Raw genomic sequence first — 17,879 nt, 5'->3', positions numbered from 1 at the left:
ACGAAATATAAACGATGCAGATCGAATTCAATCTTGATGGCCGGAGCGGGCCGAAGGGACCGGCCCCGGTGCGGAAAAACGCTCAATGGCTGCTGTGTCTGGCTTTAGTCTCGCCGTTAACGGGCTGCTCGCTCTTCACCGCCGCACCGCCCGAAGTTTCCTATTCCAAGACGGTAAATCAGGCGCTTTATCATCTAGAGCTCTGGGCGCTGGATGGGCGGGTTGCGCTGACGGGGGCGCAGGATTCCTGGACTGCCGACCTGGCTTGGTCGCACCGGCGCGACGATGAGCGAATCAGTTTGTCGGGGCCATTGGGGCAGGGCGCGGTGAAAATTCATCTCTCCGGCGAAACGGTGACGGTGGCCGAAGGCGACGGCAAGGTAGAGTCTTCCGACGATCCCGAAGGTTTCATTAATCAACGACTGGGCATGTTCGTGCCGGTGACTTCGTTGCGTTATTGGGTTTTGGGGGTGCCGGAGCCCGAGCTGGACTTCGAAGAGACCGGCAAGGGTTTCAGGCAGGCGGGTTGGACGATTGCATTTCAGGCGATGCAGCGGGTCGGGGATTGGCTTTTGCCGCGCAAGATGTCGGTTGCGAATGAGCGGGTCAAGTTAAAACTGATTATCAATGAATGGACACTCCATGATGGAAAAATGCGTTAATCTGCCTGCCTGGACCGAGAAGTGGCCGGCGCCGGCCAAGCTGAACCTGATGTTGCGCATCACCGGCCGCCGTCCCGATGGCTACCATTTGCTGCAAACGGTTTTTCAGTTCATCGATTTGTGCGACTGGATCCGGTTTCATCCGGTCGACGAAGACCGGGTCAGCCTTTATCAAACGCTGCCAGGCGTTGCGGAAGCGGATGATCTGACCGTCAGGGCCGCGCGGGTGCTGAAAGCTGAGACCGGGTATGCCGGGGGGTCGGGATCGAGGTCGAAAAAAACCTGCCGATGGGCGGGGGCTTGGCGGTGGCAGTTCCGATGCCGCTACCACGCTGGTCGCACTGAATTATTTGTGGGGATTGGGGTTGTCGGTCGAGCGGTTAATGCGGCTCGGATTAAGCCTGGGCGCCGATGTGCCGGTCTTTGTGTTCGGGCAGGCGGCCTGGGGCGAGGGCGTCGGCGAAAAGCTGGAGCCGATTCGGGTGCCGGAATGCTGGACGGTCGTGATTCGTCCGGATTGCCATGTGAATACCGGAGAAATTTTTTCTGATAAAAACTTGACAAGAGATAGTAAGTCGATCAGAATAGCGGACTTTATCGCCGGCCAACATCAAAATGATTGTCTTGATGTGGTGGTGCGGCGTTACCAGGCAGTAAAAGATGCTCTGGTTGTTTTATCCGAATTTGCCGAAGGCAGGCTGACAGGGACGGGGGCTTGTGTTTTTGCGCAGTTTGATTCGGAGCAGTCCGCAAAGAGTGCCTATCGGTCGCTCGCCGCTAAATGGCGGTGTTATTTGGTCAAGGGGGTTAATGAATCCCCTTTGTATGCGAAGCTTAGGGCTGTCGAGAATATTTCATGAATTATTGGGCCGTCGCCAAGCGGTAAGGCACGGGGTTTTGATCCCCGCATACCAAGGTTCGAATCCTTGCGGCCCAGCCATTTTTATCCGCATCAAGTCGAGTTCATTTTAGGAGTAAAAAATGAATGAAGCCGCAATGATGGTGTTTTCCGGAAATGCCAATCTGGCTTTATCAGAAGGCATTGTAAGGAAGCTCAATATGCGGCTCGGTTTGGCGAGTGTGGGTCGGTTTAGCGATGGCGAGGTGGCTGTCGAAATTGGGGAAAACGTTCGGGGCAAGGACGTTTTCGTGATCCAGCCGACCTGTTCGCCGAACAACGACAACTTGATGGAATTGTTGGTGATGATCGATGCGCTGAAGCGGGCGTCGGCATCGCGGATTACGGCGGTGATCCCTTATTATGGTTATGCCCGGCAAGACCGGCGCACCCGTTCGGCGAGAGTGCCGATTACGGCCAAGCTTGTGGCGAAGATGATCGAGCAGGCCGGGGCGCATCGGTTGTTGACCGTCGATCTGCACGCGGATCAGATTCAAGGTTTTTTTGATATTCCTGTCGATAATGTGTATGCGTCTCCGATTCTGTTGGGTGATGTGTGGCGGCAGAAATATCACAGGCTGATGGTGGTGTCGCCCGATGTCGGGGGAGTGGTAAGGGCTCGTGCGTTAGCCAAAAGATTGGATGATGCCGATCTTGCGATTATCGATAAGCGTCGTCCGAAGGCGAATGTGTCGGAAGTGATGCATATCATCGGCGACGTCGAAGGTCGTAGCTGCGTTCTGATTGATGATCTTGTCGATACGGCGGGTACCTTATGTCATGCGGCAAAGGCGCTAAAAGATCACGGGGCGCTCAAGGTGGTGGCTTACTGTACGCATGCCGTTTTATCGGGAGCGGCCATCTCGAATATAGAGCGCTCGGTGCTGGATGAGTTGGTGGTGACTGATACAATTCCGCTGCGCCCGGAGGCTGAGGCGCTGGGAAGGATTAGGCAGCTCAGTGTGGCTGAGATGCTTGCTGAAACCATCCGGCGTATTGCCGTCGGCGAATCGGTCAGTTCTTTATATGTCGATTGATACAAATAAAGTTTTGCGCTTTGAGGCGCGGGGTTAAGAGATAAAATGTCTAACGTATTCGAATTTGTTGCTCAGGCTCGTGGGCGGTCAGGAAAAAACGCGGCAAGAGGTACGCGCCGCCAAGGTAATGTTCCGGCTGTGATATACGGTGGTCATCAAGAGCCGCAAATGCTGGTTTTGAATCATAACGAAGTGATTAAACATCTTGAGCACGAAGCGGTTTATTCTCATATTCTCGACGTCACGATTGATGGCAAAACCGAAAAAGCGGTTTTGAAGGGCGTTCAGCGCAATCCGGCAAAGTTTCAAATCATGCATCTCGACTTCATGCGGGTTAGTATGTCGGAAGCCATTAAAGTGCATGTGCCATTGCATTTCGTCAATGAAAGTACTTCGGTTGGCGGTAAGAAGGGCGGCGTTGCGGCCCATTCTCTGGTTGATGTAGAGGTGTCCTGTTTGCCGGGTGCATTGCCCGAATTTATCGAGGTCGATCTGGCGAATCTGGATATTGGTGCTTCGATTCATTTATCGGATCTGGTGTTGCCTGCCGGTATTGAAATCGTCGCGTTGGTGCAAGGTCCGGAACACGATTTGCCGGTGGTATCGATGATGCCGGGTAAAACGGGTCAGGACGAGTCGGCTGCTTAAGTAAGGGTGATAAAGCTTATTGTTGGTTTGGGAAACCCCGGTCGGCAATATGAAAAGACCCGGCACAACGCCGGGTTTTTATTTGTAGATTGTCTTGCACGCGATTTAGGTTCCGCATTTGCGCAGGCCCCGCGATTTTTGGGTGAGTTTGCCGAGTGTAGGATAGGAGGTGAAAAACTCCTGTTATTGAAACCCGCGACTTTTATGAATCGCAGTGGGCAGTCAGTCGCGGCGCTGGTGAAGTACTATAAGCTTCCGCCGGAGCAAATGCTGGTTGTGCATGATGAGCTCGATTTCAATCCGGGCGTCGTCAGGTTGAAAAAAGATGGCGGGCATGCCGGGCACAACGGCCTGCGCGACATTATTGCTCATTTAGATACAAAGGATTTTTACCGTTTAAGGTTGGGGATAGGTCGTCCGCCAGTCGGAAAAGCGGTGGCGGATTTTGTTTTGTCTGTGCCTTCCAGGCAGGAAGCGGATTTGCTGGATGGTGTAATCAAAACCGGATTGAGTTTCGTTCCTCAGATGGTGGTAGGCGAAATCGATGCGGTAATGAACAAAATCAATGCCTAGGAACTGGAATTTTAAAATCATTTGCTAAATCTTTTGTTGACAAAAGATTTTTAATAAAAGATAATAAACGACTAACTCGTTATCGGAGAGGTTCCCGAGCGGCCAAAGGGATCAGACTGTAAATCTGCCGGCTCTGCCTTCGGAGGTTCGAATCCTCCCCTCTCCACCAACTTTTTTGAAGTATGCGGGTGTAGTTCAATGGTAGAACTCCAGCCTTCCAAGCTGATCACGTGGGTTCGATTCCCATCACCCGCTCCAAAAAAATTCTGAGACACCGCCCATATAGCTCAGTAGGTAGAGCACTTCCTTGGTAAGGAAGAGGTCACCGGTTCAAATCCGGTTATGGGCTCCAGAAATTTGAATGTTTTTACAAGGTTTATTCACATGGCCAAAGAGAAATTTTCCCGTAGCAAGCCACACGTAAACGTCGGCACGATCGGACACGTCGACCACGGCAAGACGACCTTGACCGCGGCATTGACCAAAGTCATGGCGGAACTGCAAGGCGGCGAAGTCAAAGCGTTCGACCAGATCGACAATGCGCCGGAAGAGCGGGCGCGGGGGATCACGATCGCCACCTCGCACGTGGAGTACCAATCGGCAGCCCGGCACTATGCGCATGTGGACTGCCCGGGCCATGCGGACTACGTGAAGAACATGATTACCGGTGCGGCGCAGATGGACGGCGCGATCCTGGTGGTCTCGGCGGCCGACGGCCCAATGCCGCAAACCCGCGAGCACATCCTGTTGTCCCGCCAGGTCGGCGTGCCCTACATCGTGGTGTTCCTGAACAAGGCGGACATGGTGGACGATGCCGAGCTGATCGACTTGGTTGAAATGGAAATCCGCGAGCTGCTGGACCTGTACGAATTCCCGGGCGACGACACCCCGATCATCGTCGGATCGGCCTTGAAGGCCCTGGAAGGCGACCAAAGCGAAGTAGGCGTGCCCGCCATCATCAAACTGGTCGACGCCCTGGATAGCTATATCCCGCTACCGGAGCGCGCCGTGGACGGTGCCTTCCTGATGCCGATCGAAGACGTGTTCTCGATCTCGGGTCGCGGTACGGTCGTCACCGGCCGGGTCGAGCGCGGTATCATCAAGGTCGGTCAGGAAGTGGAAATCGTCGGCATCCGTCCGACCCAAACCACCACCTGCACCGGCGTGGAAATGTTCCGCAAGCTGTTGGATCAAGGCCAGGCGGGCGACAACGTCGGCATCCTGCTGCGCGGCACCAAGCGCGATGACGTGGAGCGCGGCCAGGTGCTGGCGCAAAAAGGCACGATCAAGCCGCACAAACAGTTCAAGGCGGAAATCTACGTGTTATCGAAGGAAGAAGGCGGTCGTCATACCCCCTTCTTCGATGGCTACCGGCCACAGTTCTATTTCCGGACCACCGACGTGACCGGTGCGGTCAAGCTGCCGGAAGGCACCGAAATGGTGATGCCGGGCGACAACATCGCCGTCGAAATCACCCTGATCTCGCCGATCGCGATGGACGAAGGGTTGCGGTTTGCGATTCGCGAAGGCGGCCGTACCGTCGGTGCGGGCGTTGTGGCCAGCATTATTGAATAATAATTACGATTAAGTTAAAATTCGCAGTTCTGTAGGTTTTCGTAATAGGTCAGTAGCTCAATTGGTAGAGCAGCGGTCTCCAAAACCGCAGGTTGGGGGTTCGAGACCCTCCTGGCCTGCCATTACGAATAGCCTGAAAGCATTTTGCTGACTTTAAGAATATGAATACACAAGCCGAAGCTCAGACATCGATACTGGATATTGTTAAGCAAGTTTTTTCCGTGGTATTGGTGGTCGGCGGTGTCGCTGCATTCTATTATTTTTCGGAACAGGTGCAGCTGATTTACCGGGTGCTTGGCTTGATCGTGGTCATCGGCACGGTTCTGGGTTTGATGTTTACGACCGGATTGGGAAGGTCGGTGTGGTCTTTTATACAGGAATCGAAAATCGAAGTCAGAAAAGTCGTTTGGCCAACGAAAGATGAAACGACCCGTACTACCCTGCTGGTGTTTGCGATGGTGACGGTCGTGGCATTGATTCTTTGGTTGCTGGATATGTTTCTTTTTTGGGGTGTGCGTCTTTTAACGGGTCAAGGCGGGTAATCGAATGGCATTGCGATGGTATGTGGTGCATGCTTACTCAAATTACGAAAGTAAAGTAAAGCAAGCGCTCGAAGAAAGAATCAAAAGAGAGGGGCTTGAGCAATATTTCGGCAAGATTCTAGTGCCCACCGAAGAGATCGTCGAAATGCGCTTGGGGCAGCAGCGGAAGAGCGAAAGAAAGTTTTTTCCCGGCTATGTTCTCGTACAGATGGAGCTGACCGACGAGACTTGGCATTTAGTGCGCGATGTGCCGAGAGTATTGGGGTTCATCGGAGGCACCTCGGACAGACCGGCGCCGATCTCCGAAAAAGAAGCGATGTCGATTTTGAACCGGGTTGAGGAAGGGATTAATAAACCGAGGCCGAAAGTTTTGTTCGAAGTCGGCGAGGTGATCCGGATCATCGATGGGCCATTCAAGGATTTCAATGGGGTCGTCGAAGAAGTCAACTACGAAAAAAGCAAATTGAAATTGTCTGTTTTGATCTTTGGACGGTCAACATCAGTTGAACTGAGTTTCAATCAGGTCGAAAAAAGCTGAGAAACCGCAATTTGTCGTTATCTGAATCCCTGTCTGCATAAGACGGGGATTTTCATGTCTGGGGGGAGCAGAAATGCGTTTGCACCCAATTTGGAGTAACAATGGCTAAAAAAATTACAGCATACATCAAACTGCAAGTCAAAGCAGGTGAGGCGAATCCGAGTCCGCCGGTTGGCCCGGCATTGGGTCAGCGCGGTGTCAACATCATGGAGTTCTGCAAGGCATTCAACGCCAAGACTCAAGATGTCGAAAAAGGTCTGCCGTTACCTGTTGTCATCACTGTTTACAGCGACCGCAGTTTCACCTTCATCACTAAAACCCCTCCGGCCACGATTTTGCTGAAGAAAGCCAGCGGCATCAAGAGCGGCAGCAGCAACCCGAACACCAAGAAGGTCGGTACCGTCACCCGTGCACAGTTGGAAGAAATTGCCAAGACCAAAATGGAAGATTTGAATGCGGCGGATCTGGAAGCGGCTGTGAAAACGATTGCCGGCAGCGCGCGCAGCATGGGCTTGAATGTGGAGGGTTTGTAATGGCCAAGTTATCTAAAAAAGCGAAATTAATCAGAAGCAAGGTCGAAAGAACCAAGCAATATTCGGTTACCGATGCGGTTGCGCTGTTGAAAGAGCTGGGTACCGCGAAATTCAGCGAATCGATCGATGTCAGCGTAAATCTGGGCGTCGATCCGCGTAAATCCGACCAAAACGTCAGAGGGGCGACCGTTCTGCCTAACGGTACCGGTAAGACCGTACGTGTTGCGGTGTTTGCGCAAGGCCCGAACGCCGATGCAGCCAGAGCGGCAGGTGCCGATATCGTCGGCATGGACGATCTGGGCGATCAGGTCAAGAGAGGCGAATTGAACTTTGACGTGGTGATCGCATCCCCCGATGCAATGCGTGTCGTCGGTCAGCTCGGTCAAATCCTGGGGCCGCGCGGCTTGATGCCGAATCCGAAAGTCGGCACCGTGACGCCCGATGTGGCGACCGCGGTCAGAAATGCCAAATCCGGTCAGGTCCGTTACCGTACGGACAAAGCCGGTATCATTCATTGTACGCTCGGCAAGATCGGCTTCGATGCGGCTGCGATTCAGGGCAACCTGGAAGCGTTGCTGGCTGACCTGAAGAAAGCCAAGCCTGCAACATCCAAGGGCATTTACATCAAAAAAATTACCTTATCATCAACGATGGGTCCCGGCCTGTGGCTGGACCAAAACAGTCTTTCGATCTAGAGGCTGGATAAACTTTGGGTTGCCGGTAACAGCGGCAACCGTCAAAGACCGCAGGTGTTACAACAACTTAATTTCCTGCGCAGACGGAAGCTGGAACCTAAACATATTGGGGAAAGGGTCCGTGAGGTGCATCCCAACGGATGCGTTTTATCACGCTGGGCAACTTAATCCAGCAACTTACCGGAGGTAGGCTGTGGCACTCAATTTAGACGGCAAAAAAGCTGTTGTCGAAGAAGTCGCTGAATATGCCGTTAAAGCTCATTCTGCCATCGCTGCAGAATATCGTGGTCTGACCGTAACGGAACTGACCGAATTGCGTAAGACCGCGAGAGAGACGGGCGTATATTTGCGAGTGGTCAAGAACACCCTGGCAAGACGCGCAGTCGCCGGAACCGAATTCGAATGCATGCAATCCGGGCTTGTCGGTCCGTTATTGTTGGCATTTTCGATGGAAGATCCAGGTTCGGCAGGGCGATTGATTCACGAATTTGCCAGAACGCATGACAAGTTAATCACTAAAGTCGTGGCGATCGGCGGTCAGGCCTATGGCCCGTCCGAGCTGGCGCGTTTGGCGAGCTTGCCGAACCGCGAACAAGGCATCGCGATGCTGATGTCGGTCATGAAAGGGCCGGTCAGCAAACTGGCACGTACCTTGGCGGCGATCAGAGACCAGAAAGAAGCGGCATAAGCTTGAATTCACCCGTTTACACAAATTTTTAGAGGTATATTAAGATGGCAGTAACAAAAGAAGACATCCTGGATGCGGTTGCGAACATGACCGTGATGGAAATCGTTGATTTGATTTCAGCGATGGAAGAAAAATTCGGTGTGACCGCAGCGGTTGCAGTGGCAGCAGCTCCGGCGGCAGGCGGTGCCGCGGCAGCGGTTGAAGAGCAAACCGAATTCGATGTCATCTTGACTGGTTTCGGCGAGAATAAAGTTGGCGTCATTAAAGCGGTTCGCAGTATCACCGGTTTGGGCCTGAAGGAAGCAAAAGACGCGGTAGAAGGCGTACCGACTACTTTGAAGGAAGGCGTATCGAAAGCCGAAGCCGAAGAATTCAAGAAGCAATTGCTCGATGCAGGCGCAACCGTCGAAATCAAATAATTGCATTTGATCAAAATCCGGCGCAAGCCAAATGAGTACGGCTGGTGGTAGAATTACCACCGGCCTTTTACTGTTTCCAGTCGAAAAACAGTAAAAACAGTCTATGACGAAAAGGTTTGGAATCGATATGTCCTACTCTTTTACCGAAAAAAAGCGTATCCGTAACAATTTTGGCAAAAGTACCGAAGTACTTGACGTGCCATATCTCTTAGCCACCCAGATTAATTCATACGCCAGTTTCCTGCAATCGGGCGCTTCTCCTCAAAAACGCGCCAATATCGGCCTCCATGCCGCTTTTTCGAGCGTATTTCCGATTGAAAGCCATTCCGGCTATGCCGTGCTGGAATATGTCAGCTATCGCTTGGGCGAGCCTGTATTCGATGTCCGCGAATGCCAACAGCGCGGCGCGACCTTTGCGGCGCCTCTGAGAGTATTGGTCCGGCTGGTTATTTACGACAAAGATGCGCCTGCAACCGCTAAAGTGGTCAAGGACATTCGTGAACAGGAAGTTTACATGGGCGAACTTCCTTTAATGACCGAAAACGGGACGTTTGTGATCAACGGCACCGAGCGAGTCATCGTTTCGCAATTACACCGTTCGCCCGGCGTGTTCTTCGATCACGACAAGGGTAAAACCCACTCGTCCGGAAAGCTGTTATTCAACGCGCGCATCATTCCTTACCGCGGCTCCTGGCTGGACTTCGAGTTCGACCACAAGGATTGCGTGTACGTGCGTATCGACCGCCGTCGAAAAATCCCGGCGACGATTCTGCTCAGAGCGCTGGGTATGGATAACGAAGAGATCATCAAGATCTTCTTCGAAACGAACAAATTTACGATCAGCGCCGATCAGGTGCTGTTCCATGTCGTGCCTGAAAGAATGCGCGGCGAAATCGCGGCATTCGATATCAGGCACGGCGACCAGGTGATCGTCGAAGAAGGCCGCCGCATCACCAGCAAGCATATCCGCCAGATGCTGGCGGCGGGGCTGACTCAAGTTGCGGTACCGAAAGACTATCTGGTCGGCAAGATTCTTGCCAGCAATATTATCGACCACTCGACCGGTGAATTGCTGGCCAGCGTCAACGACGAGCTGACGCTGGCCGCGATTGAGCGCTTCATCGAGCACGGCATCAGCGAGATCGACACCTTGTTCGTGAATGACCTGGACAGAGGTCCGTATATTTCGAACGCAATGCGCCTGGACGTTACGACCAACCAGATGGAGGCATTGGTCGAAATTTACCGGATGATGCGTCCCGGCGAGCCGCCGACCAAAGAATCGGCTGAAAACCTGTTCCAGAATCTGTTTTTTACCGACGAACGCTACGATTTGTCGACAGTCGGCCGGATGAAATTCAACCGCCGTCTGGGCCGGACCGAAATCACCGGTCCCGGCACGCTGAGCAAGGAAGACATCATCGATGTCCTGAAAGAACTGATCGATATCCGGAACGGCAACGGCAATGTCGACGACATCGACCATTTGGGCAACCGGCGCGTGCGGTCGGTCGGCGAAATGATCGAGAACCAGTTCCGCGTCGGCTTGGTGCGCGTCGAGCGCGCGGTCAAGGAACGCTTGACCCTGGCTGATTCCGAAGGCCTGATGCCGCAGGAAATCATCAATGCGAAACCGGTTTCGGCGGCGGTCAAGGAATTCTTCGGATCGAGCCAGCTGTCGCAGTTTATGGATCAGAACAATCCGCTGTCGCAGGTGACCCACAAGCGCCGGGTATCGGCGCTGGGTCCCGGCGGTCTGGCGCGCGAGCGTGCGGGTTTCGAGGTGCGCGACGTGCATACCACGCACTACGGCCGGGTTTGTCCGATCGAAACGCCGGAAGGTCCGAATATCGGGTTGATCAACTCGTTGTCGGTCTATGCCCGGACCAACGAATATGGCTTCCTGGAAACGCCTTACCGTAAGGTGGTGGACGGCAAGGTCACCGACCAGGTCGACTATCTGTCCGCGATCGAGGAAGGCGAATACGTGATCGCGCAGGCGAGTGTTCCGGTCGACGAAAACGGCAAGCTGATCGAAGGTTTGGTATCCTGCCGTCACAAGGACGAATTTACGCTGGCGATGTCCGACACCGTGCAGTATATGGACGTGTCCTCGAAACAGATCGTTTCGGTCGCGGCCTCGATCATTCCGTTCCTCGAACACGACGACGCGAACCGCGCGTTAATGGGATCGAACATGCAGCGCCAGGCCGTGCCGACGTTGCGCGCGGAAAAACCGCTGGTCGGCACCGGCATGGAACGGACCGTCGCGAAAGACTCCGGTGTTGCGGTGGTGGCGACGCGCGGCGGCAGCATCGAAGCGATCGATGCGGCCAGAATCGTGGTGCGTGTGAACGACACCGAAACCGAAACCGGTGCGCCGGGTGTCGATATTTACAATCTGACCAAATATACGCGCTCGAACCAGAATACCTGCATCAACCAGAAGCCGCTGGTCAAACCGGGGGACATCGTCAAAAAAGGAGACATCCTGGCTGACGGTCCGTCGACCGATTTGGGCGAATTGGCGCTTGGCCAGAACATGCTGGTCGCGTTCATGCCGTGGAATGGCTATAACTTCGAAGATTCGATCCTGGTTTCCGAACGTGTCGTGAAGGAGGATCGCTTCACCACGATTCACATCGAAGAAAAGACCTGTGTCGCACGCGATACCAAGCACAGCCCTGAAGAAATTACTGCCGATATTCCGAACGTCAGTGAAGAAGCGTTGTCAAAATTAGATGAATCCGGAATCGTCTATGTCGGCGCCGAAGTGAAGCCGGGCGACATTCTGGTCGGTAAAGTGACGCCGAAGGGTGAAACCCAACTGACGCCGGAAGAAAAATTGCTGCGCGCGATTTTCGGCGAGAAGGCGGCGGATGTGAAGGATACCTCGTTGCGTGTGCCGAGCAGCATCGAAGGCACCGTGATCGACGTGCAAGTCTTTACCCGCGACGGCGTCAAGAAAGACAAGCGTGCGCTGGAGATCGAAGACGCCGAAATCAAGCGTTACCGGAAGGACTTGGATGACCAGCTGAAAATTCTGGAAGGCGACATCTATGCGCGGATCGCCAAGGCGATTACCGGCAAGCTCGCTCAATCGGGCCCTGGGCATTTGAAGGCCGGCAGCGAAGTGACCGCGGATTATCTGGCCGGATTGAAACATTCGGACTGGCTGAAGATCCGGATGAAAGACGAAGACATCAACGTGCAGATCGAAGCGGCAGCCGAACAAATCGAGCAGCAGCGCAAGGCATTCGATGAAAAATTCGAAAACAAGCGCAGGAAAATCACGATGGGCGACGATCTGCCGCCCGGTGTATTGAAAATGGTCAAGGTGTATCTGGCGGTCAAGCGGCGCATCCAGCCGGGCGACAAGATGGCGGGCCGGCACGGAAACAAAGGGGTTATCTCGATGATTCGTCCGGTCGAGGATATGCCTTATACCGCCGACGGCAATCCGGTCGACATCGTGTTGAACCCTCTCGGCGTACCGTCGCGGATGAACGTCGGCCAGGTGCTCGAAACCCACTTGGGCTGGGCCGCGAAAGGGCTTGGCATCAAGATCGGCAAGATGCTCGAAGCGAGAGCCAAGATCAACGAGATTCGCGAGTATCTGGACAAGATTTATAATTCGAGCGGCCGGAAAGAAAATCTGGGCTCCTTCTCGGATAAAGAGATCCTGGAATTGGCGCAAAATCTGGTCGGCGGCGTGCCGATGGCGACGCCGGTCTTCGACGGTGCGACCGAGGAAGACATTCGTACCATGCTCAGGCTGGCGGATCTGCCGGAACACGGGCAGACCGTGTTGTACGACGGCCTGACAGGGGAAGCGTTCGAGCGCGAAGTCACAGTCGGCTACATGTACATGCTGAAACTGAACCACCTGGTCGACGACAAGATGCATGCGAGATCGACCGGTCCCTACAGCCTGGTTACGCAACAGCCGCTGGGCGGCAAAGCCCAGTTCGGCGGCCAGCGTTTCGGGGAAATGGAAGTCTGGGCACTCGAAGCTTACGGCGCGGCTTATACCTTGCAGGAAATGCTGACGGTCAAGTCCGACGACGTGACCGGCCGGACCCGGATGTACAAGAATATCGTCGACGGCGACCACAAGATGGATGCCGGCATGCCGGAATCGTTCAACGTATTGATCAAGGAAATCCGTTCATTGGCGGTCAATATCGAATTGGAACGCGATTAAACGCCAGCTTGGCATATAACCGGTAGCCTGTCCCGGAACCCTGCGTCCGGGACTTATTTAAATTTAAAGAGGATAAACTCTTGAAAGATTTAATGAATTTTTTGAAGCGTCAAGGCCGGGCCGAAGATTTCGACGGTATCCGGATTGGCTTGGCATCTCCCGACATGATCCGTGCCTGGTCCTATGGAGAAGTCAAAAAACCTGAAACGATCAACTACCGCACCTTCAAGCCGGAGCGCGACGGCCTGTTCTGCGCGAAGATCTTCGGACCGGTCAGCGACTACGAATGTTTGTGCGGGAAATACAAGCGCCTGAAGCACCGTGGCGTCATCTGCGAGAAATGCGGCGTCGAAGTCACGCTGTCGAAAGTCCGCCGCGAGCGGATGGGTCACATCGAGCTGGCAAGTCCTGTTGCGCACATCTGGTTCCTGAAATCGCTGCCGTCGCGGATTGCGCTGCTGCTCGACATGACGCTCCGCGAGATCGAGCGCGTCCTGTATTTCGAATCCTTCGTGGTGTTGGATCCGGGCTTGACGCCGTTGAACAAGGGTCAATTGTTGACCGACGACGAATATCTCGACGCGGTCGAGCTGCACGGTGACGATTTCGTTGCGAAAATGGGCGCCGAGGCGATTTACGACTTGCTCAAGGCAATCGACCTGAAGGAAGAGGTCAATGTGTTGCGCGAGGAAATCAATTCGACCAATTCCGAGACCAAGATCAAGAAATATTCGAAGCGCCTCAAGGTGATCGATTCCCTGCTGAGTTCACGCAACCGGCCGGAATGGATGATCCTGAAAGTGCTGCCGGTATTGCCGCCGGAGCTGCGCCCCTTGGTGCCGCTCGACGGAGGCCGTTTCGCGACATCCGATCTGAACGATCTGTACCGCCGCGTGATCAACCGGAACAACCGTTTGAACCGCCTACTGGATCTGAATGCGCCGGACATCATCGTGCGCAACGAAAAGCGGATGCTGCAGGAATCGGTCGATGCCTTGCTCGATAACGGCCGCCGCGGCCGGGCGATTACCGGCACCAACCGGCGTCCTTTGAAATCCCTGGCCGACATGATCAAGGGCAAGCAGGGGCGTTTCCGGCAAAACCTGCTCGGGAAGCGGGTCGACTATTCCGGCCGGTCGGTAATCGTGGTCGGTCCGACCTTGCGCCTGCATCAGTGCGGTCTGCCGAAAAAAATGGCGCTGGAATTGTTCAAACCTTTTATTTTCAGCAAGCTGCAGTTCCGCGGCCATGCGACCACGATCAAGGCGGCCAAGAAGATGGTCGAGCGCGAAGGCGCCGAGGTGTGGGATATTTTAGAGGAAGTGATCCGCGAGCATCCGATCCTGCTGAACCGTGCGCCGACTCTGCACCGTCTGGGTATTCAGGCGTTCGAGCCGATTCTGATCGAAGGTAAGGCGATTCAGCTGCATCCTTTGGTATGTAGTGCGTTCAACGCGGATTTCGACGGCGACCAGATGGCGGTGCACATCCCGCTGTCGCTCGAAGCGCAGCTCGAAGCCAGAACGCTGATGATGGCGACCAACAATATCCTCTCGCCCGCGAACGGCGAGCCGGTCATCAATCCGTCTCAGGACGTGGTGTTGGGGCTGTATTACATCAGCCGGCAAAAAGTCAATGCGAAAGGCGAAGGCGGCATCTTCGTCAGTGTCGGTGAAGTACAAAAAGCACTGATGGAAAAAACGGTGGAACTGCAGTCGAAGATTCAACTGCGGATCACTGAAAGAACCAAAGCCGAAAACGGAGAGATCATCGAAAAGACTCATCGCGTCGAAACCACGGTCGGCCGCGCACTGATCTGGGACATCGTGCCCGAGCTGATGCCGTTCGAATTGGTCAACTGCGACATGACCAAAAAGAACATCTCGCGCCTGATCAACTACTGCTACCGCTACCTCGGCAACAAGGATACGGTTATCCTGGCGGACCAGCTGATGTATCTCGGTTTCCGTTACGCGACGATCGCCGGCGTGTCGTTCGGCGTCGAAGACATGGCGATTCCGGCAAAGAAAGTCGATATCATCACGTCTGCCGAAGCGGAAGTCAGCGAGATTCAAAGCCAGTACGCATCCGGTTTGGTGACCGACGGCGAGCGCTATAACAAGGTTGTCGACATCTGGTCCCATGCGAACGATCAGGTCGCGAAGGTGATGATGGACGGTCTCGGCGAAGAGAGCGTGATGAATGCCGATGGCGAAATGGTCAAGCAGAAATCGTTCAATTCGATCTTCATGATGGCCGAATCGGGCGCCCGGGGTTCCGCGGCGCAGATTCGCCAGCTGGCGGGGATGCGGGGGTTGATGGCGAAGCCGGACGGTTCGATCATCGAAACACCGATCACCGCAAACTTCCGTGAAGGTCTGGACGTATTGCAATACTTCATCTCGACTCACGGTGCCCGGAAGGGTCTGGCCGATACCGCGCTGAAAACCGCGAATTCGGGTTACCTGACCCGGCGGCTGGTCGATGTGGCTCAGGATCTGGTCATTACCGGTGAGGATTGCGGTACCGAAAACGGTTTGATCATGATGCCGATCATCGAAGGTGGCGATGTGGTGGAACCGCTGTCCGAGCGTGTGCTGGGTCGTGTCGCGGCAAAAGACGTGATGGAGGCGAGCGGCGAAAAAGTTGTCGTTCCGGCCGGTACGCTGTTGAACGAATATTGGGTCAGCGTGCTCGAAGAGCAGAGCATCGACCAGGTACTGGTGCGTTCGATCATTACCTGCGAAAGCCGTTATGGCGTCTGCGCGGCCTGCTACGGACGCGACCTGGGCCGCGGCCATCTGGTCAATATCGGCGAAGCGGTCGGCGTGATCGCGGCGCAGTCGATCGGCGAACCCGGTACGCAGTTGACGATGCGGACTTTCCACATCGGCGGTGCGGCTTCCCGGTCGGCGGCGATCAGCAACGTACAGGTCAAATCGTCCGGTACGGTCCGTTTGAGCAACCTGAAATCGGTCTTGAATCGCGAGGGCAATCTAGTGGCGGTTTCTCGCTCGGGTGAAGTCGGCGTGGTCGACGATTACGGCCGTGAGCGGGAGCGCTACAAGATTCCCTACGGTTCGGTGCTGTCGGTGCAGGAAGGCGGCCGCGTGAACACGGGCGACATCATCGTCACCTGGGATCCGCATACGCACCCGGTCATTACCGAAGTAGACGGTGTCGTCAAACTGGAGCATTTCAACGAAGGTGTCACCGTTCAAAAAATCTCGGACGAAGTGACCGGTCTGAGCTCGTTGGTGGTTACCGATCCGAAGCAGCGCGGCAGTGCGGGCAAGGAATTGCGTCCGATGGTTAAGCTGATCGGTGCCGCCGACGAAGCGATCTTCTTGCCGGGAACCGAAATTCCCGCGCAGTACTTTCTGCCGGCCGGCGCGATCGTCGGCATCAAAGACGGCGGTGAGGTGAAGGTCGGCGACGTGTTGGCCAGAATTCCGCAGGAATCTTCGAAAACCCGTGACATTACCGGCGGTCTGCCGCGCGTTGCGGACTTGTTCGAGGCCCGCAAGACCAAGGATCCGGCGATCCTGGCCGAAACGAGCGGAACCGTGTCTTTCGGCAAGGAAACCAAAGGCAAACAGCGCGTGATCATTACCGATGCGGCCGGCGAACAGGTGGAAACCCTGATTCCGAAGTGGCGCCATATCACCGTATTCGAGGGCGAATATGTCGAAAAGGGTGAAACGATCGCCGAAGGCGAATTGACCCCGCACGACATTCTGCGTCTGCGCGGTGTTGAAGAGCTGGCGAATTATCTGGTCAAGGAAATTCAGGACGTTTACCGTCTGCAAGGGGTAAAAATCAACGACAAACACATCGAAGCCATCATTCGCCAGATGCTGAGAAAAGTCGAGATTACCGCTTCCGGTGATACCTCCTTCCTGAAAGGCGATCAAGTCGAGCGTGCCGCGCTACGTGAAGAGAATGATCGGATGGAAACCGAAGGCAAGATTCCGGCTAGTTTCGAGCCGGTCTTGTTGGGCATCACTAAGGCTTCATTGGCAACCGAATCGTTCATTTCGGCCGCCTCGTTCCAGGAAACGACGCGCGTATTGACCGATGCGGCGGTTCGCGGTTTGAGCGACAGTCTGCAAGGTTTGAAAGAAAACGTGATCGTGGGTCGGTTGATTCCGGCCGGAACCGGTCTGGCTTATCACGAAAATCGAAAGAATCGTGCTGCCCAGTACCAGGTAGTCGAATCCGAAGCGGCATCGGCAGTCGATGCGAGCGATGTGGAAGAGGCTCTCAAACAGGCGCTGAATCTGTAAGTACCGAGTTAAATTACATTTTAATGTAAATTCGTCTTGACCTGGCTAAACTTTGTCAGTATCATAAACGGCTAACATGAACTAACGTGATTGGTCAGGTCGAAAAAACCGATAACCGCCGGCCCGCTAAAGCCAGGCGGTTATTTTTTTATAATCTGGCAGTTAATTGATATCGGAGTAATTAGAAAAATGGCCACGATCAACCAATTGGTCCGTAAGCCACGTGCCAAGAAAATCGAAAAAACCAATGTTCCTGCATTGGAAGCCTGTCCGCAGCGTCGGGGGGTTTGCACGCGTGTTTATACCACTACACCTAAGAAACCGAATTCGGCGCTGCGTAAAGTGGCTCGGGTTAGGTTGACCAACGGCGCTGAAGTCAGTAGCTACATCGGCGGCGAAGGCCACAACTTGCAAGAGCACTCCGTGGTTTTGATTAGAGGTGGCCGGGTCAAGGACTTGCCAGGTGTGCGTTATCACGTCGTGCGCGGCAGTCTCGATACTTCTGGCGTCAATAACAGAAAATGCGGTCGCTCCAAGTACGGAACCAAACGGCCAAAAGGCAAATAACAGGTTGATAAGCT

General features: G+C 54.4%; 14 protein-coding genes, 5 tRNA genes and 1 pseudogene. All 20 read left to right on the top strand.

The window, feature by feature from the left end:
• The first annotated feature begins 14 nt into the window (after nt 1-14).
• The 20 genes and pseudogenes from lolB to rpsL all read left to right on the top strand — a co-directional run bounded on the left by lolB (nt 15) and on the right by rpsL (nt 17,865).
• Entirely contained in the window at nt 15-662 is a 648-nt protein-coding gene (gene lolB, locus CC94_RS0103565; protein WP_031429812.1) for a lipoprotein insertase outer membrane protein LolB, read from the top strand.
• A pseudogene (gene ispE, locus CC94_RS21190) lies at nt 643-1,522 on the top strand (4-(cytidine 5'-diphospho)-2-C-methyl-D-erythritol kinase). The gene lolB and the pseudogene ispE overlap by 20 nt, the downstream one beginning before the upstream one ends.
• A gap of 5 nt (nt 1,523-1,527) precedes the next feature.
• Nucleotides 1,528-1,602, top strand: a tRNA-Gln gene (locus CC94_RS0103555).
• A gap of 41 nt (nt 1,603-1,643) precedes the next feature.
• Nucleotides 1,644-2,597, top strand: a complete 954-nt coding sequence (locus CC94_RS0103550) for a ribose-phosphate diphosphokinase (protein WP_005374006.1) — start codon at nt 1,644-1,646, stop codon at nt 2,595-2,597.
• Between the two features lie 45 nt (nt 2,598-2,642).
• Nucleotides 2,643-3,245 carry a 50S ribosomal protein L25/general stress protein Ctc gene (locus tag CC94_RS0103545; RefSeq protein WP_005374003.1) on the top strand — a complete coding sequence of 201 codons (603 nt, stop codon included), beginning with the start codon at nt 2,643-2,645 and terminating at the stop codon, nt 3,243-3,245.
• A 6-nt stretch (nt 3,246-3,251) separates the two neighbouring features.
• Entirely contained in the window at nt 3,252-3,818 is a 567-nt protein-coding gene (gene pth, locus CC94_RS0103540; RefSeq protein ID WP_005374001.1) for an aminoacyl-tRNA hydrolase, read from the top strand.
• A gap of 84 nt (nt 3,819-3,902) precedes the next feature.
• Nucleotides 3,903-3,987 (top strand) — tRNA-Tyr (locus CC94_RS0103535).
• A gap of 15 nt (nt 3,988-4,002) precedes the next feature.
• Nucleotides 4,003-4,076: transfer RNA gene (locus tag CC94_RS0103530), tRNA-Gly, on the top strand.
• A gap of 18 nt (nt 4,077-4,094) precedes the next feature.
• Nucleotides 4,095-4,170: transfer RNA gene (locus CC94_RS0103525), tRNA-Thr, on the top strand.
• Nucleotides 4,171-4,202: 32 nt separating this feature from the next.
• Nucleotides 4,203-5,393 (top strand): elongation factor Tu, encoded by a 1,191-nt coding sequence (tuf, locus tag CC94_RS0103520; RefSeq protein ID WP_005373968.1) that lies wholly within the window; start codon nt 4,203-4,205, stop codon nt 5,391-5,393.
• A gap of 46 nt (nt 5,394-5,439) precedes the next feature.
• Nucleotides 5,440-5,515 (top strand) — tRNA-Trp (locus CC94_RS0103515).
• A gap of 39 nt (nt 5,516-5,554) precedes the next feature.
• The gene (gene secE / locus CC94_RS0103510) at nt 5,555-5,935 is read left to right on the top strand and encodes a preprotein translocase subunit SecE (protein ID WP_005373999.1); all 381 of its coding nucleotides are present in this window, start codon (nt 5,555-5,557) and stop codon (nt 5,933-5,935) included.
• Between the two features lie 4 nt (nt 5,936-5,939).
• Nucleotides 5,940-6,473, top strand: a complete 534-nt coding sequence (nusG, locus tag CC94_RS0103505) for a transcription termination/antitermination protein NusG (protein WP_005373997.1) — start codon at nt 5,940-5,942, stop codon at nt 6,471-6,473.
• 101 nt (nt 6,474-6,574) lie between these two features.
• Entirely contained in the window at nt 6,575-7,006 is a 432-nt protein-coding gene (rplK, locus tag CC94_RS0103500) for a 50S ribosomal protein L11 (RefSeq protein WP_005373988.1), read from the top strand.
• Entirely contained in the window at nt 7,006-7,701 is a 696-nt protein-coding gene (gene rplA, locus CC94_RS0103495) for a 50S ribosomal protein L1 (RefSeq protein ID WP_005373987.1), read from the top strand. Before rplK ends, rplA begins: the two co-directional genes overlap by 1 nt.
• Before the next feature lie 193 nt (nt 7,702-7,894).
• Nucleotides 7,895-8,389, top strand: a complete 495-nt coding sequence (gene rplJ, locus CC94_RS0103490) for a 50S ribosomal protein L10 (protein ID WP_005373986.1) — start codon at nt 7,895-7,897, stop codon at nt 8,387-8,389.
• Nucleotides 8,390-8,433: 44 nt separating this feature from the next.
• Nucleotides 8,434-8,808 carry a 50S ribosomal protein L7/L12 gene (gene rplL / locus CC94_RS0103485; protein ID WP_005373982.1) on the top strand — a complete coding sequence of 125 codons (375 nt, stop codon included), beginning with the start codon at nt 8,434-8,436 and terminating at the stop codon, nt 8,806-8,808.
• Nucleotides 8,809-8,935: 127 nt separating this feature from the next.
• On the top strand, nt 8,936-13,012 hold the full coding sequence (gene rpoB, locus CC94_RS0103480) for a DNA-directed RNA polymerase subunit beta (RefSeq protein ID WP_005373980.1): 4,077 nt from the start codon (nt 8,936-8,938) through the stop codon (nt 13,010-13,012).
• 80 nt (nt 13,013-13,092) lie between these two features.
• Nucleotides 13,093-17,298 (top strand): DNA-directed RNA polymerase subunit beta', encoded by a 4,206-nt coding sequence (rpoC, locus tag CC94_RS0103475; RefSeq protein ID WP_342633114.1) that lies wholly within the window; start codon nt 13,093-13,095, stop codon nt 17,296-17,298.
• 189 nt (nt 17,299-17,487) lie between these two features.
• Nucleotides 17,488-17,865, top strand: coding sequence for a 30S ribosomal protein S12 (gene rpsL / locus CC94_RS0103470; RefSeq protein WP_005373976.1), 378 nt, complete (start codon nt 17,488-17,490; stop codon nt 17,863-17,865).
• The last annotated feature ends 14 nt before the right edge of the window (nt 17,866-17,879 follow it).

This window comes from Methylomicrobium agile (assembly GCF_000733855.1).
Lineage (GTDB): Bacteria > Pseudomonadota > Gammaproteobacteria > Methylococcales > Methylomonadaceae > Methylomicrobium > Methylomicrobium agile.
The sequence above is the reverse complement of the archived record's forward strand: the minus strand, read 5'-3'. Positions and strand labels throughout refer to the sequence as shown.